The sequence below is a fragment of the Nocardia sp. CDC519 genome (assembly GCF_059509835.1).
In genome coordinates this window covers 118,763-133,587 of sequence record NZ_CM183377.1, presented here as the reverse complement: position 1 = coordinate 133,587, position 14,825 = coordinate 118,763, and the positions used below count along the sequence as shown (strand labels likewise).

At 69.3% G+C, this 14,825-nt stretch carries 17 protein-coding genes; 16 read left to right on the top strand and 1 reads right to left on the bottom strand.

Going from position 1 to position 14,825, the window contains the following annotated elements:
* Positions 1-30: 30 nt before the first annotated feature.
* The 15 genes from AC5W7N_RS00630 (at position 31) to AC5W7N_RS00560 (ending at position 11,188) form a co-directional block, all read left to right on the top strand.
* Entirely contained in the window at positions 31-315 is a 285-nt protein-coding gene (locus AC5W7N_RS00630) for a hypothetical protein (protein WP_163817960.1), read from the top strand.
* A 26-nt stretch (positions 316-341) separates the two neighbouring features.
* Complete coding sequence (locus tag AC5W7N_RS00625; RefSeq protein WP_495923013.1) at positions 342-833, top strand: DUF6301 family protein; 492 nt, start codon at positions 342-344, stop codon at positions 831-833.
* Entirely contained in the window at positions 830-1,273 is a 444-nt protein-coding gene (locus tag AC5W7N_RS00620; RefSeq protein WP_490724632.1) for a TY-Chap domain-containing protein, read from the top strand. Before AC5W7N_RS00625 ends, AC5W7N_RS00620 begins: the two co-directional genes overlap by 4 nt.
* A 116-nt stretch (positions 1,274-1,389) precedes the next feature.
* On the top strand, positions 1,390-3,105 hold the full coding sequence (locus AC5W7N_RS00615; protein WP_495923012.1) for a hypothetical protein: 1,716 nt from the start codon (positions 1,390-1,392) through the stop codon (positions 3,103-3,105).
* Between the two features lie 113 nt (positions 3,106-3,218).
* The gene (locus AC5W7N_RS00610) at positions 3,219-5,075 is read left to right on the top strand and encodes a hypothetical protein (protein ID WP_194990850.1); all 1,857 of its coding nucleotides are present in this window, start codon (positions 3,219-3,221) and stop codon (positions 5,073-5,075) included.
* Complete coding sequence (locus tag AC5W7N_RS00605; protein WP_163814531.1) at positions 5,072-5,857, top strand: ESX secretion-associated protein EspG; 786 nt, start codon at positions 5,072-5,074, stop codon at positions 5,855-5,857. Before AC5W7N_RS00610 ends, AC5W7N_RS00605 begins: the two co-directional genes overlap by 4 nt.
* 13 nt (positions 5,858-5,870) lie before the next feature.
* Positions 5,871-6,212, top strand: coding sequence for a hypothetical protein (locus tag AC5W7N_RS00600; protein WP_194990849.1), 342 nt, complete (start codon positions 5,871-5,873; stop codon positions 6,210-6,212).
* A 51-nt stretch (positions 6,213-6,263) separates the two neighbouring features.
* Positions 6,264-6,563, top strand: coding sequence for a YbaB/EbfC family nucleoid-associated protein (locus AC5W7N_RS00595; RefSeq protein ID WP_163814533.1), 300 nt, complete (start codon positions 6,264-6,266; stop codon positions 6,561-6,563).
* Between the two features lie 114 nt (positions 6,564-6,677).
* Positions 6,678-6,998 carry a hypothetical protein gene (locus tag AC5W7N_RS00590; protein ID WP_171047994.1) on the top strand — a complete coding sequence of 107 codons (321 nt, stop codon included), beginning with the start codon at positions 6,678-6,680 and terminating at the stop codon, positions 6,996-6,998.
* Complete coding sequence (locus AC5W7N_RS00585; protein WP_195020635.1) at positions 6,995-8,287, top strand: hypothetical protein; 1,293 nt, start codon at positions 6,995-6,997, stop codon at positions 8,285-8,287. Before AC5W7N_RS00590 ends, AC5W7N_RS00585 begins: the two co-directional genes overlap by 4 nt.
* Positions 8,288-8,320: 33 nt before the next feature.
* The gene (locus AC5W7N_RS00580; RefSeq protein WP_163814535.1) at positions 8,321-8,659 is read left to right on the top strand and encodes a PE family protein; all 339 of its coding nucleotides are present in this window, start codon (positions 8,321-8,323) and stop codon (positions 8,657-8,659) included.
* Positions 8,660-8,689: 30 nt separating this feature from the next.
* Positions 8,690-9,667, top strand: coding sequence for a PPE domain-containing protein (locus AC5W7N_RS00575; protein WP_195020636.1), 978 nt, complete (start codon positions 8,690-8,692; stop codon positions 9,665-9,667).
* Positions 9,664-10,455 carry an ESX secretion-associated protein EspG gene (locus AC5W7N_RS00570; RefSeq protein WP_163814537.1) on the top strand — a complete coding sequence of 264 codons (792 nt, stop codon included), beginning with the start codon at positions 9,664-9,666 and terminating at the stop codon, positions 10,453-10,455. Before AC5W7N_RS00575 ends, AC5W7N_RS00570 begins: the two co-directional genes overlap by 4 nt.
* 92 nt (positions 10,456-10,547) lie before the next feature.
* Positions 10,548-10,838, top strand: a complete 291-nt coding sequence (locus AC5W7N_RS00565; RefSeq protein ID WP_163814538.1) for a WXG100 family type VII secretion target — start codon at positions 10,548-10,550, stop codon at positions 10,836-10,838.
* Positions 10,839-10,900: 62 nt separating this feature from the next.
* Positions 10,901-11,188, top strand: coding sequence for a WXG100 family type VII secretion target (locus AC5W7N_RS00560; protein ID WP_163814539.1), 288 nt, complete (start codon positions 10,901-10,903; stop codon positions 11,186-11,188).
* Positions 11,189-11,253: 65 nt separating this feature from the next.
* Here AC5W7N_RS00560 and eccE read toward each other — a convergent pair whose 3' ends face one another.
* Entirely contained in the window at positions 11,254-12,975 is a 1,722-nt protein-coding gene (eccE, locus tag AC5W7N_RS00555; protein WP_324197392.1) for a type VII secretion protein EccE, read from the bottom strand.
* Between the two features lie 292 nt (positions 12,976-13,267).
* Between eccE and eccB the strand changes: the two genes are divergently transcribed.
* Positions 13,268-14,764, top strand: a complete 1,497-nt coding sequence (gene eccB / locus AC5W7N_RS00550) for a type VII secretion protein EccB (RefSeq protein ID WP_195020637.1) — start codon at positions 13,268-13,270, stop codon at positions 14,762-14,764.
* Positions 14,765-14,825: the final 61 nt, after the last annotated feature.

Below are 14,825 nucleotides of genomic sequence, written 5' to 3'. Positions count from 1 at the left end.
CCGGAAGACCGACAGAGATGAGGAGGCACCATGCGGGTGAGTCCACCGACCGATGACGAGCTTCGATCGAACTTCGAGGAAATGCTCGCGTCGGTATGCAGCGGTGGCGGTCTACGCTCCGCCACCGGCCTCGACATGAAGACCGAGAACGCGCTCTGGGCGATCGCCCACGTCTACCCGGAGGTGCCCGACGACCTGGTCGTCGCCGCCCGCGCCGCCTTCGCCGGCCAGCTCGACGGCACCAATGCCCGCGAGCGCAGGGAAGCGCTGGCCCGCAAGATCGAGGAACTCGATCGGCGCGGGCAGGCCCGATGACCGCCGACGGAACCGGGGAAGCGCCTATGACGCGATGGCGTGCGATGCCCGGCACCGAGATCGCCGAGCTCGGCACCCGTTTGCAATCGTTGAACTGGTCGTGGCTGGTGGCCGATGGTCCGCGGCTGGCCACCGAGTTCGGCTTGCGGGTGCTGCACAGCGACGCGAACTGGGTGATGCTCGACACCGGTTTCGGTCTCGGCAGCGGTGAGATCCGAGGCAGGAACGGCAAAGCCGAGGTCATCGAGGTTCGAGTGACCGATTTCGCCGAGGAATCGGCAACCGGACGCGAGCGCATCCGCGACGCGTTCGCGGCACTGGGCGAGTCCCTCACCGAGGCACTCGGCGAGCCGACAGCCCGCATCCCCGGCGAGTTTCCGCAGCTGCGATGGGCAGGCAAGGACCACACTCTGGTGCTGAACGAGTTGGCGGTCTCGGTAGTGCTGAAGCTGGTCGACAACGCCAGGCTCGCCCGCGACGACCGCAATGTCGAGCTCGACGAGCAAGGCCTGCTGTGACGGAGTGGGCGGAGCTGAGCACGGGCCTGGCCGCCGAGCTGATGCGGCTCGGCGCGGGTTCGGTGCTGCGTATCGGCGAGGACCGAGTGGAGTCGCCGCGCTTCGCGCAGCTGCGTCAACTCGACGACCGCATCTGGGCCGAACTGGTCGGTGATCGCTGGTTGAGCCCCGAAGCCGGGGCGGGCGCCGACGGCGCGCGGATCCTGACCGCGGCGGGTTGGCAGCGGCCGGACGCCGATCACGCCGGCAACTGGTGGGTCGAATGGTCGTGGCCGTTGCCCTCGGCCCGCTATCGCGCACTGGCCGCGATGATCGTCGAGGGCCTGCGCGATGCCTTCGGGATCTCCGACCCGGCGGCGCTGTCGTATGTGGCGTGGGATGAGAGCGACGGAAATCGTCCTGTGGACCTGCCTGCTCTGGGTTTGGCGCGGCAGGACTGAACAGTTTTCCGGGTCGGCTCGCCGTCACCGGCTGTTCCGGCGCCGTTTCACCTGCGGTGGTATGACCGCTTCGAGCTTCCCGCCCGTCGGGTGCGCAGACGAGGAGAGTGCCGCGCGTGAACAACCCCGCCGACCAGCCCGAACCGGCAGCCGAAAAGCCGGAAGGGAAACGTTCCTCCGCGCATTCGGCCGGCGCGACGCCCGGAACCGATGCGGCCGCAGGCGCCGCTGAAACCCCTACCGATGCAACCGCCGCCGTCACCGAGGCCGACGCTGCCACGACCGCTGCCACCGCCGACAACAGCGACACCGCCGCTACCGTCAGCGACGTCGCCGCTACCGCCACGACCGCTGCCGCCACCGCCAGCGACGCCGACACCGACGACCCCGACGTCGGCTTCACCCTCGACCCAACCCCCACCCCCGCCGCCGCCGATCCAGCCACCCGAGCCACCGAGCTCACCCGCCAGATCGCCCGCGCACTCGCGGCCGCCGCTCCCGCGGGCTGGCGACGGCTCACCGCCCTGTTCGCGTTGACCGCAGCCGCCGAACTCGGGCAGGTCTTCTACGTCGACGAGGACGGTCATTCGATCGGGGCGCAGCCCTCGACGGAGTTGCTGGAGCTGGTGCGACGTCAGCGTCACGAATCCGCGCAGCTCGGTGACGGCCCCTGGTGGCGTCTGCTGTTGACGCTCGATGCCGGCGGTGAGCTCGAGGTCGACTATGACTACGGCGACGAACCGTTCCCGCAGGATCAGTTGTTCCCACCGCAGGCGTACGCCGAGGATCTGCGGCTGTATCCGCGCCGCTCACTGCCGGTGTGGCTGGCAGCCCATCTCGCCCACGGCGACCGGCAGTCCCGCTCGCCCGGGGATGCCGCCGCCCAGGCCCGCGCCGACCGCGCCCGCGACATTCGCGGTGAGCTCGCCGATCACGAGTTGCCGGAGTTTCCACTGATGTGGGCGCGGTGGGCGGTGCTGTCGGCGGCGTTCGTGGCGGCGGGTTCGCAGTGGGGTCCGCGAATCCTGCCCTCCCTCGGCATGTTCGAGGGTTCCCGGCGCAGCGGCGCCACCCTGTATGCGTTGCCGGGCGGCCGCGCGGTGCTCTCCGGCGGGGTCTGGAACGCACCCGAACTCGACGTCGCCTACAACGCGGACGCCGACTTGCCCGAGTTGTATGCCGGCGCGCCCGAGTGGGTCGCCAACCCGGTACTCAACGCGCGCGCTTCCACGGGGCTGCTCTCGTTCTGCTTCTGGTGGGACAGCGGCCACTGGTATTGCGGCGAATCGCCGGGTGCGCAGGGGATCGCCGAGGCGGTGCCGGGGTTCTGGACCTTCGACACCGTCGTGGATGTGGTGCTGCGATTGCTCACCGCGGAGCCCGGCGAGCCCGAACGCCGCGCGGTGGCGGCGCTACTCGCGGCCGCCGAGGTCGGCGTGGCGACACGGGACACGCTGATCGAAGTTTTCGGCGACGACGGCGATTTCGATATCGACAGCGCCTTCTACCAGCTCACCGTGGCCGGTGTCGCGCTCTCGCTGCCCGAACCGATGCCGCAGGACCAGGCGCTGGCGCGGGTGCGGGCGCATCTGGCCGACACCGGGGCGGCCACCGCCGGCTATCCGCCGCAGGAGCTGATCGCCGAGCGGTTCAGCGTCGGCTGGATGGTGTACGTGCCGGTGGCACCGGATGAACTCGCCGTCGGCCGCACCATCTTCTACCTGGCCGACGACGGCGTGCTCGAACAGTCCAGCTCCTCCATCGCCCCCTCGGATTACATCGCCGAGTTCGAGCAGCGCTACCAGCAACGGCACCGCGCGGCCGACTTCTGAACTGGCGGAAACCCTCGGCCCGAGCATGATTCATCGCGCGGCTACCTGCCGTTCAGTTTCTCCACGGGATGATCCCGCACCGTGTGGACAGCGAGTGGGAAGGAGCTGTGCCGATGGCAGGAGAGAACAACCCATGGGGCGATCTCCGCACGCAAGCAGGCAACGGCGGGCTGGTGTTCACCAAGGACGTCGCCACCGATGCCGCGTCCTACTGCGCCGATCTGGTCGATGTGCTGAACATGGTGACCGGCAGCCTCGATGACGTGCTGAAGATCGAGGGCCTCGGTCACTTTCCCGGCGCGGTGCGGCTGGCGAACAAGTTCGCCGAGATCGCCGCGGAGTTCCGCGACGAGGTGATGAAGGAACACAAGCGCATCGCCACCGATCTGGGCGAGTCCTTCGTCATCGCGGGAAAGCTGTACGAGGGCACCGATCTGGACGGCAAGGGCCATTTCGACTCGATGGTGCGTACCAGCAATGCGGGCGATCTGATCAAGCACGTCGAGCAGGAGCAGATGTATCACGGCGGCTGGGTCGACATCTCGCCCGATATTCCGAACCTCGGCAACTACGAGAACAAGGACTCCAAGTACGGCGGACTCCCGGACAGCCTGCTCGACCTCGCCGGTAGCGAAGGTTCCCAAGGCTTCTCGGTGACGGTGCCGCCCGCGCAGACCTTGAACTTCAACCAGCTGTGGTGGCTGGGCGATCAGATCCGCGGCAAACCGGCCTTCATCGCGGTGGCCGGCGGTGACTGGTTCCGGATGAAGTTGCAGTTGCAGTCCGGGTTTTCCAACTTCGACCAGAGCATCCAGGGCTTGATGGATTCCGATCGCTGGAAGGGCACCGGCGCGGACGGCGCCGCTCGCGCCGTCCGGCTCTACACCAACAACAGCGGCAAGCTGCTCACCGCGATGCAGCAGCTCAGCGACAATCTCGTCAATGCCTCCGGCTGGACGGCCAACACGGTTTACGGCATGCCCGACCAGAGCGTCGCCTACACCCCCGACGACCAGGAACACGCCCAGCTCGAACTGGCCAGGCAGGTCTACGCGAACTGGTACGAGCCCGGCATCGCCGCCTGCGCGAGCGCGATTCCGATCCTGCCGAAGCCGGCCGATGCGGTGCAGATGCCGAACGACGACCCCCGGAATCCGGGCAACAACGGCGGAAACAATGGCGGCAACAACGGTGGTGGCAACACCGGCGGCGGCAACAATGGGGGCGGCAGTTCCGCCGCCCAGCAACAGCAGCAGGCCTCCCTCGCCCAGTTCGCCAAGGATCAGCAGGCGCTGAGCCAGCAGCAACGGGATATGCAGGCCGCGCGGGACAAGGCCGAGGCCGACGCGCGACGCCAGGCCGAGCAGCTGCGCCAGCAGCAGGAACAGGCCCAGCAGCAGGCCCAGCAACGCGCGCAGCAACAAGCCGCCCAGCAGGCGGCCCAGCAGGCCGCGCAACAAGCCCAGCAGGCGCTACAGCAGGGCTTGCAGCAGGCTCAGCAGGCGGCCCAGCAGGGGTTACAGCAAGCTCAGCAGGCCGCCCAGCAGGCGATGCAGCAGGCCGGTCTGGCCGGGCTGCCGCAGGCGCTGTCCGGTCTTGGTAAGGACCTGCCGAACCTCAAGGGCGGGCTCGGCGGAGGCAAGGGCGTCGGCGGCGGTGGCGCGGGTGGCGGAGCCGGCGCGGGTGGGCTCGGCGGGCTCCCGAAGGAACCAGCGCAGACCCAGGCCTCCAAGCTGTTCCCGCGCGCCTCGGCCGCCGGTGTCGCGGCCGGTGCGATGCGTGGCGCCGGTTTGGCGCCCATCGCTGGTGCTCCCGGCGCGCCCGGCGGCATGGGTCCGGCGGGCGCGGGCGCTGGTGGTGGTCAGCAGGCCAAGGAGCACAAGCGCGCCGATTACCTCGACTCCGTCGAGCACATCGAAGAAGCACTGGGCGATGCGCCGGTGGTGGCCAAACCTGTTGTGGAGAAATGAACCGGACCTGGGAATTCAGCGATATCGAGTTCGTCGTGCTGTGGGAGTCGCTGCGCCGCGGCGGGCTGCCGTTCCCGTTGTTCTACACCGGGCGCACCGAGGATCCAGAACAGTTCAAGGCCGAGAAGCTGGCCGCGCGCGACGACGTGCGGCGCAGGCTCGGCTCCTCGTTCGATGCGGTGCTGGAAGCGATCGCCGACCCGGATCTGCGGATCGTGATCAACGGTGGCGACGGCCGCGCACCGCGCGAACCGAAGGGTCTGGTGCGGCTGCACGGTGCCCGGCGGCAGAACACCGGCTATATCATCGAACAGTTGCCAGGTGAGACCTACTGGCACAGCGGGGGTTTCACCGTCTCCGAGTGCGAGGCGGTGAGTCTGGCCGAGGCGATGGTCGCCAAGATGCCGGAGGCCGAGCCCGGTAGGCAGCGCGATGTGGTGCTGCCAGCCGAAAACCCGAGCGAGGAACTCGACCACTCCTACGGCGGTTCCGCCGTACACGACTCGTTCGACGATTCCGTCGGTCAGCGCGGCGCCACCTTCCTGGCCACGCCCGCGCCGAGTTACGGAACCATCGATGTGGTGCAGGGCTTTTCGATCTTCGGACCGCGCGGCATCACCAAACACCGGCTGCGCTGGCGCGATCTCGAAGAAGACGGCCGCTACGTCATCGGTGACGAGACACCGCCGGTGGCCAGACCGGCCGACCGCAAACATCTGGTCAACGCGATCAATACCCGGGTCGCCGCGGTGATCCGGGCGATCAAGGACGAACGCGCGTGAAAGGAATGCCGCGATGAGTCAGCAGGAGCAGGGCCCGGCCGAATGGACCGCCACGTCCCGCACCGGTGCGATCGCGGTGCGCACCACCGAACAGGGTTTGCCGGTGGGCATTTCGATCGAACGAGCCGAGCTAGGTGGCGATCCGGCGGCGCTGGCGGCCGAGGTGCTGCGGCTGTGCAAGCAGGCCGCGAGCCGGGCCGGGCTCGCGCGGCGGGCACAGCTGGAACAAGCGGGCGTGGCCGAGGACATGCTGGCCTTGATGGGCCTGCCGACCGCGGCCGAGGTGGCCGCGCAGGAGATGGCCGACGAACAGGACTACGACACCGAGCCGCGCAGCTGGCTGCGCTCGGTCTGAGCTGCTGATTTCCATCAGTGGGAACAACTGTGCGGGAGAGGAATTCATCTCGTGTTTGAATCTATGGACGAGCTGGAAGCCAGCGTCCGCCGGCGGTTGTACCGCATGCGCGACCTCGCCGACGATATGGCCGCGGTCCGCGCGAGCGAAACCGCACCGGACGGGTCGATGACCGCCGAGGTCGATGGCAACGGCTCGCTGGTGAATCTCCAGTTCACCACGGCGATCTCGGAGCTCACGCCCTCCGAGTTCGAGCAGCGGCTGGTGGCTACCGCCGCAGCGGCGGCCAGGGCGGCCTTTGCCCGGCGCGCCGAAATCGTCGTGTCTTTCAACGAAGAAGTCAGCGGGTAGACACGTCACGTTCACCCTGACCGGTCATAGTTTTTTGCGACAGCTCACACCGAAGCGTCCGCTCGGTGGGGGGATTCGCGCCAAACATCCAGCATCACCGGATCGGGGAGTACGATGAGCGACCTCGTAGCAACACCTGACGCGATCCGTCGCTACGGCGACGCGGCAGCGGCGATGGCGACGAGCGTGGCCACCGCGGGCAGTGTCGACCAGGCCGCGACCATGGCCGTCGCAGCCCCCGTATTCGGCTTGATCGGGCAGGAATTCCTGGTGTCGTACGCCATCGCACAGGGCAACCACCTGTCGTCGGTGATGGAACTGGCCGGTGTGCACGCCGCCACGGCGGTCACCGCGCATCAGAGCGCCGCGGCCTACGAGGCCTCCGACGCCGCCGCCATCGCCGAACTGGGTGCGGCAACCGCGCCGCTGCAATGAATCCGGAGCTGGACCCCACCGTCGTCGATCTCTTACGCGGCAGCGCCCTCGCGCCCTATATCGACCGGCCGGTGAACGACATCCTGGCGGATATGGGTCTGCCGCCGCTGCCGGATCTGTCCGCGATCCCGCCGCTACCGGAATTCCCGCCGATGCCGGTGATCGATATCGCCGCGCTGGCCCGCCCGCTGACGGATCTGGCCAGCAGTTTCGGCACCGGTGTACTCGCACCGCCACCGGGTGGCGGTCCCGATCCGATACAGGTATTCCAGGCGGTCAACACCGCGCTCACCACCGCGATGCAGCTAGGTACCTCCGCGCTGCAGGCGGTGATGACGATCTGGCAGGGGATGGGCGCAAGCAGCGCCGCGGGCAAGGCCGCCGACGCACAGGCCGACAGCGCCGAACTGGCCGCGCAGAGCACCAACGAGAAGACGGTGCTCGCGGGCGCGGCGACCTCGGTGGCGGTCGGCGGCGCCGAATTGACCGCGATCATCGCCAAATACCTGACCACGATGGTGGCCTCGGCACCGCTGCTCGCCACTCCCGGCGGGCAGATGTTCATGGTCGCCGCGACCACCGAGGCCTTGGCCTCGGCGACTGCCGTGGTGGCCAAGACCCGCGGCGAGCTGCTCGGCCACTCGGGAAATATGACCCAGGCGGGCAAGAAGGTCGCCGTCACCGGGGCGCCCAAGGGGGTGGACTCGATGCAGCAGGTCATGCAGCTGCTGCAGATGGTCACCCCGCTGATGACGATGGCCAGTACCGGGGCGCAGTCGATCGGACAGCTGGCCGCGGCCAACACCTCGCTGCTGGCGCCGAAACCCACTGACGGTGCGCAGGATCCGGCCGAGAAGAAGGACGGCGAGCCAGGTAAAGGCCATCCGGGCGCCGGCGGTGGAGCAGGTGTCGGTGGCGGCGGTGTCGGCCCGGTCGCCGCACCGCTGAGCCCATGGCCGGGCACGCGGACCGCGGGACTCGGGGCCGTGCCCGGTGCCGTCGGTGGACTGGGTGCCGCGGCGTCCGGCGAGGCGGGGATGGCCGGCGGACGCTCGGCAGCCACCACCGCGGGCACCGGCCCGGCCATGATGCCGATAGGAGCGGCCGGTGCGGCCGGCGCCGCCGCGGGTGTGCGCGGTGCGGGCGACGCCGGCGATATGCCGAACTACCTGGTGTCCGGTCAGCACGGCGACGAGGTCGTCGGCGATATCGAGGGTGTCTCGCTGCCGGTGGTCGGCGCGGCCGAACAGCAATCCGAAGCACCGCCCGACAAAGAACTCACCCTCTGACGCAGTCAGCACGGTCCGATCCAGGAGGTTGTCATGGTCCGCAGTGGTGTGGATTTCGATGGGGTCCAATTCGATGCCGCGGGTGCAGGCGCGGCCGCGCGTGAACTCGACAGTCTGGCCGACCGGCTGGAGCAGGCACTGACCAGCAGGGAAGCCGCGTTGAAGGTCGAACCGGCCGGTGCCGACGAGGTATCGCGCACGGCAGCGCAGACGATGAACGAGGTCGCGATGTCCTTCGGGGACAGCACCGCCGCGGGCATCCATGAACTACGCAAGCTGGCCGCTGTACTACGCAGCCAGATCACCGAGTTCGGCCGGTCCGAAAGCGACAGTGCCGCTGGCTTCGATGTGCCCGCGCGCGGAGCGGCCTAGCTCGTCTCGGGCGGCACACGGAGCTCTGTGATGATCGAACCACCGCAGCCCGGCTTCACCGGCGTGGTCTGGGAGGCGCGTCAGCCCGACCGGCTGGCCCGCGAACTCGGGACCGGGCCGGGTTCACTGCCGATGGCCGAGGCGGCCGCCGCCTGGGTGCAGTTGGCGGCCGAGCTCGGCACCGCGGTGGTCGATTTCGAGCGGGTGGTGCTCGGTCTGCGCGGGGTCTGGCAGTCGGGCACCAGCCGTGAAGTGCTGGACAAGGTGTCGCGGTTGCGCGACTGGTTGACCGAGGCGGCGAGCGCGGCAGCCAACAACGCGGTCCGGGCCGAAACGCAGGTCGCGGCCTATGAGGTGGCGCGACTCGCCATGCCGAACAGCGCGGAGATCCAGGCCATTCAGGAGATCCAGCGCTTGCTCGAGCAGGTCGGATCCGCTCTCGGCGCCCCGATTCAGGCCGTCGCAGCCACCACCGATGCCGATGCCGATGCCGCCAAGGCCGCCGCATCGCGGGTGATGCGCGGCTACGAATCGGCCAGTGCGCCGCTGGCCCAACCCTGGACCCAGCAACCGCCGCCGGTCATCGTGCCCGCCGCCGCCTTGCAGGCCGAGCAAGTACCCGCGACCGCGCCGCAAGCCGGCTCACCCGCCCTGCCCCCGGTCACACCCGGCATGTTCGCCCCCGGTGGCGGCGGCCTCGGCCCCATCCCCCGCGCGAAGACCTCATACCAAGCCGCTGCCTTCACCGAATCGGCCACCGCTGAAACGGTGGAAGTTCTGGCACCACAGCAGGTTCCGGCTTCGCACGGCACCATCCCGCTGGTTCCCGGTTCGCCCTTCGCCGCCGCGGCGGGCGCCCAGGAGGAGGAGTACCAGTCCAGGGCGGGCGATGCGGGCACTGACGCGCTCGGCGCCGATCTCGGCATCGTCTCGGCCCCCGCGGTCCTCGGCGCGCCGGAACCGGCCGCGCCGCCCACCGGCCGTACCGCCCCGGGAGGCGCGTCATGACGCTGGTGACCAACGACGGCCTGCTCGCCGTCGCCGAGCGCCTCGGGGTGCAAACCTTGCCGCAGGTGCTGTCGGTGGCGCCGCAGCACGACTCCTACGACGCATGGGCGCAGGCCCAGCACCGCGCCGTCACCGAGCTGACCGGTTCCGGCGTCATCGATGCCTACGGCGAGGTGGAACCGACCCTGGCCGACGCCCTGTTCACCCTGGCCCAGCCCGACCGCGAGCTGGTCGCCCGCGTGTTCACCGGCGCCGCGCCGATCCGAATCTGCCTGGCCCGCCGCGGCGAGCAGCACGCCCTCGCCGTGCGCACCGGCGACGACTACGACATCGGCACCGTCTGGTCCGACGGGTCCGGCGCCACCCTGGCCCGTCCTGTGCTGGCCGCGCTCGGCCCGGCCGATCCCGCCGATGTCGCAGTGTTCAGCGCGCCTGCCGCCGAACTGAGCGAACGCCTCGAAGCCGCGCAGAGCTCGGCCGAATACGCCGACGCCCTCTACGCGCTCGGCGTCGCCGACCGGGACGCGCCCCGCTACGGGCTGGCCTTCGCGTCCTGCCATGCCTACGCCGAAATCGTGGCCTATGCCCACATCGACGGCGTGACGACCCGGCCGCCCGCGGCGGTCGCGGTATACGACACCGGGCACGGTCGCCTCGTCGCCGCGCCCGGGTTCGCAGCGGATCAGCAGGTCTGGTCCACGGTGACACCGGGCACTGATCACCGGATCGCGCAAGCGATCTCGGCCCTGGTCGAAGCACTGCCCGGGGGAAGGTGGCTGCCGCAGTAGACCCGCAGGGCGTGCAGTAGCCCGCCACTCTCCCGGCGGTGCCCCGACCGGCACCTTCCGGGTACAGAAATCACAACACGAAAGGTTCGATCATGGTTTACGCCGATCATTCATCCGCCGACAAGGCCCAGGGCGATATGGCCAACGCCGTCGAGGGCATGAAGTTCACCCTCAAGGCCATCACCGATGAGGTCAACGCGGCCCGTGGCTGGGAGGGCGACGCCCGCAACGCCTTCAACGCCGCCGCCGACCGGTGGAACACCGAGGCCACCGAACTGAACGGCGTGCTGGACCGGATGACCCAGCTGGTCGGTGAGGGCAGCGCCACCTTCAAGCGGATCGACGCCGAAGGCGAAGACGAGTTCAACTACATCAAGATCTGACGGCCGCCCGATCGAGGCATCGGCCGTAACCACCAGCTACACAACTGATCCGGAGGGTTCTGATGGAATACGACAAGTCTGCGATGACCACCCTGTTCCACGATCTGCAGGGTTTCCGCAAGGCACTGACCGACAATGCCCGTGACATGGCCGATGCGGGCAGCGCGCTCGCCGTCGCCTGGGAGGGCAACGAGGCCTACAACGGCTTCCAGGCCGTGCACAAGGACTGGGACACCAAGTTCGAGGACACCCTGGTGATCCTGGACAACGTCGCCGCCGCGGTGGAGAGCGCGCTGCACCGCGCCCTCGGCACCGACGGCAAGATCGGCGACGGCTTCGCGGGCGTGTAGGACACGTCAGCGCCGAACAGCCGGCCCGGTGCATACCGGGCCGGCTGTCTGCGTTAACGGCGGATTCAGCGGGCGGCGGCGAGTGACTCGCCGATGTAGCGCATCTCGTCCGGGGTGGTGACCATGTTGACCGTGGCCTGCGCGGTGGAGGTGCGCACGGTGATGCGGTTCGGTGCGGTGGGGTCCTGGTACAGCGTGACGTCGGCGTCGAAATCGCCGCCGGGTTCATGTGGTCCGCGCACCCGCACGATGGTCGCGCCGCCCGTCAACGCGGTGGGCGCGATTCCGTCGAACACCACGACGGTCGCGGTGCTGAACCCCGCGCCCGGCTGAGGGGAGGCCGGCCCGTGCTGCTGGTTGTTTCCGCCGAAGCGCGTCGCCAGCGAGAGTGAATGCGGTGCACCGACATTGGCGACCATGGTCTGCCAGGCCTCCGGCCTGCCGGTGTGCACCACCACATGCGCGCCGAGCGCGATGGCCCGCAGGATCACCTGCTGGGCCAGATCGAGTTTGCCGATCACCTCGAGATGGCGAGTACCGTCACCGATCAGCGGGACCGCGATGCCCTGGCCACGATGATCGGCGCCGATGAGCTGCCCGCAACCACCGGTGGGCACCGCGATGCCGGTGAGTGCGCTGAGCGGGCCGTGATAGTCCGCGGCACTGTCGTGCACCACCGTCTGCGCGGGCAGGGTGTCGAGTAAGGCGCGATACTGCCTGCCGCGCAACGGCCGCAGTCCCGTGACGGGCGGCGCGTCGAGCTCGGTGAGGGTGTCGAAGCGCACCAGCGCACCGAGGGTGATCGGCGGGGAGTCTGCCCGCGTGCCGACGCCGGGACGCTGCACGCCCGGACGCAGCCGCACCGTCACCATCGTGTTGAGGCTCGGCGTGGCCCAGATATCGGCGAAGCCGCGCGAACCGACCAGCTCGGGGCCGATCTCGTAGCTGGTGAGCCGCAGCTCGCCATGTACGAGCGAGTTCTGCGTCTCGGTGAACTGGTCCAGCGGCACGCCCCAGCACATCCGGCGCACCGCCGCGTTCATCTCGCCCGCGGTGAGCACCGACACCGAGATGTCGTGCGCAGCCAGTCGATTGGCCACGCGGCGGGTCGCGATGATAGCGGTGCGCAGGCTGCCGGTGCGCCCGCCGCCACGATTGTCGACCGCCTCCGCGTTGGCCAGCGGATCCAGCCGCAGCACCAGCCAGACCGTGCGGTGGGCGATGGCGGGCAGCGGGCCGAGGATGCGGTCGTAGAGCTGGGCCACCACACCGTTGCCCGCGGTGCGTGCGCCGGTGCTGATCACGTCGATGGAGGTGAGCGTGATGTCGAACTGGCTCAAGCATTTTCCGATTTCGGTGAGCGGCAACACCTGATCGGTGCTGAGCGAGCCGCGCCGCAGCAGCGTCATCGCATCCGGCGGCGGATCGATGCGCAGCATGGTGACCAGCAGGTCGTTGTCCCAGCGCACGCCGTAGCTACCGCCTTCGGGCAGGGTGACGTCGAACGGCTCGGCACCCCCGTCGGCCGGACCGGGCCGGGCGCGACGCCACCGCCACGCCACGGCCGTCGCCACCATCCCGGCGAGATTACGCGGATCGGCCCGCCGCACCGGCACCGCGCCCAGCAGCAGCACCGCGGCCCCGATCCCGGCGACGGCGGCGATCGGTGCGTCGAAGGCCAGCGCCACCCAGGCCGCCACGGCGGCGAGCAACGCCAGCGGAACCATCCGCCGTAAAGGAATATGGCGGAACAACCAGAATTCGGGATCACGTAACGTCGCGTTCACCGCGATGTCCGACCTGATTTCCCCGGATGGGTTTTCCGCCGAATTGTCGGCTGCGGTTTCCCGTTCGTTTACGACAACGTTCACTTTTAGTAGCCCTGGGTTCGAATTCCGCTTGCCTGATTTTGTTTATTCCGGGGGGTCTGGAGAACTTTTACAATACCGCGCCGCAGATGAATACGCGGGTCGGGGGAAATCGGCTCGACGGGCCGCGTACCACGTCGATTGACACCGCCGTTTCGGCCGATACTGTAATTGCTCGAGTGAGGGGAGAACCCAGTTCTATGGAGGCCATGTGCCGGCACAGCTGACCACCCGGCAGCAGGTCAATGGATATCGATTCCTGTTGCGCAGGCTCGACCACGCGCTGGTGCGCCGGGATGTGCGGATGCTGCACGATCCGATGCGCTCACAGCTGCGTTCGCTGCTGGTCGGGGCGGTGCTCGGGCTGCTGGTCGTCGCCGGCGCGGCGATCCTGGCCTTCATCCGCCCGCAGGGCGCCATCGGCGACGCGAAGATCGTGATGGGCAAGGACAGCGGCGCGCTCTACGTCGTCGTCGCCGACAGCGACGGCGGTTCCACCCTGCACCCGGTGCTCAATCTCGCCTCGGCCCGGCTGATCAGCGGCAGCAGCGAGTCGCCGGCCTCGGTCAAGGACGCCAAGCTCGCCGAGATGCCGCGTGGACCGCTGCTCGGCATTCCGGGCGCGCCGTCGGCGCTGCCCGGCTCGGCGCAGGGCGATCGCTCCGATTGGACGCTGTGCGACACCGTCGAGCTGTCCATCACCGGCAGCGCCGCCTCGGCGTCCGGGGTGGACACCGCAGTGCTCGCGGCGCGCCCGGAACTGAGCGAACGAATCCGCGCCGCGCGGTCCGAGGAAGCCGTGCTTGTGCGCCGATCGGACCGCACCTACCTCATCTACGAGGGCAAACGCGCCGAAATCGACCCGGACAACAGCGTGCTCGCGCGGGCGCTCGACCTCTCCGGTGAACGTCCGCGCCCGGCAGGTACCGGCCTGCTCGGGGCGGCCACCCCGGTACCGCCCATCGCGGTTCCGCAGATTCCGAACGCGGGCAAGCCGGGCCCCGGCGCGCTGTCCGACATCCCGGTGGGCGGCGTCATCTCGGTCGCGGCCACCGGCAAGCAGCAGGGGGCCGAGCTGTATGTGGTGCTCAGCGAGGGTGTGCAGCACATCTCCGAGTTCACCGCCGAACTCATCCGCACCGCGAACTCGCAGGGCATGAGCCAGATCGAGGCCGTCCCGCCGGACGTGCTCACCGGCATTCCGGTGCTCTCGCAGCTGCCGGTCGATCATTTCCCGGCCGCCGTGCCTGCCATCCTGTCCGCCGAGGACGCGCCGGTCACCTGTGTGTCCTGGTCGAAGACCGATCAGGGCGAGGCCGATGCCGTCGACGGACCCACCGACCGCGCCTCGGCCGCCCTGCTCGTGGGCGCCAGGCTGCCGCTGCCCGAGGGTGCGCAACCGGTCTCGCTGGCCACCGCCGACGGCTCCGGCGACCGCATCGATCAGGCTTATCTGCGCCCGTCGTCGGGGGAGTTCGTGCACGTCACCGGCATGGAACCGGGGAGTCCGCGGCGCGGCAGCCTGTTCTACGTCGCCGATAACGGCATCCGCTACGGCATCCCGGATATCGATACCGCCATGGTGCTCGGCCTCGGCGATTCACCCGAGCCGGCGCCGTGGGCCATCGTCGGGCAGCTGGTGCCCGGCCCGACGCTGGCTCCCAGCGACGCGCTGACCAGGCACGACGTTTTGCCGCAGCGCAACTGAGCTAGCCGCCGCTCCGAGCTCGGGCCGTATCCGGTACGCCGGATACGGCACCCGGACCGAT

What these genes read in the sequence shown, in the direction of transcription:
- AC5W7N_RS00630 (WP_163817960.1), top strand. Translation starts at nt 31, where the DNA reads ATGCGGGTGAGTCCACCGACCGATGACGAGCTTCGATCGAACTTCGAG.
- AC5W7N_RS00625 (WP_495923013.1), top strand. Translation starts at nt 342, where the DNA reads ATGACGCGATGGCGTGCGATGCCCGGCACCGAGATCGCCGAGCTCGGC.
- AC5W7N_RS00610 (WP_194990850.1), top strand. Translation starts at nt 3,219, where the DNA reads ATGGCAGGAGAGAACAACCCATGGGGCGATCTCCGCACGCAAGCAGGC.
- AC5W7N_RS00605 (WP_163814531.1), top strand. Translation starts at nt 5,072, where the DNA reads ATGAACCGGACCTGGGAATTCAGCGATATCGAGTTCGTCGTGCTGTGG.
- AC5W7N_RS00600 (WP_194990849.1), top strand. Translation starts at nt 5,871, where the DNA reads ATGAGTCAGCAGGAGCAGGGCCCGGCCGAATGGACCGCCACGTCCCGC.
- AC5W7N_RS00590 (WP_171047994.1), top strand. Translation starts at nt 6,678, where the DNA reads ATGAGCGACCTCGTAGCAACACCTGACGCGATCCGTCGCTACGGCGAC.
- AC5W7N_RS00585 (WP_195020635.1), top strand. Translation starts at nt 6,995, where the DNA reads ATGAATCCGGAGCTGGACCCCACCGTCGTCGATCTCTTACGCGGCAGC.
- AC5W7N_RS00580 (WP_163814535.1), top strand. Translation starts at nt 8,321, where the DNA reads ATGGTCCGCAGTGGTGTGGATTTCGATGGGGTCCAATTCGATGCCGCG.
- AC5W7N_RS00575 (WP_195020636.1), top strand. Translation starts at nt 8,690, where the DNA reads ATGATCGAACCACCGCAGCCCGGCTTCACCGGCGTGGTCTGGGAGGCG.
- AC5W7N_RS00570 (WP_163814537.1), top strand. Translation starts at nt 9,664, where the DNA reads ATGACGCTGGTGACCAACGACGGCCTGCTCGCCGTCGCCGAGCGCCTC.
- AC5W7N_RS00565 (WP_163814538.1), top strand. Translation starts at nt 10,548, where the DNA reads ATGGTTTACGCCGATCATTCATCCGCCGACAAGGCCCAGGGCGATATG.
- AC5W7N_RS00560 (WP_163814539.1), top strand. Translation starts at nt 10,901, where the DNA reads ATGGAATACGACAAGTCTGCGATGACCACCCTGTTCCACGATCTGCAG.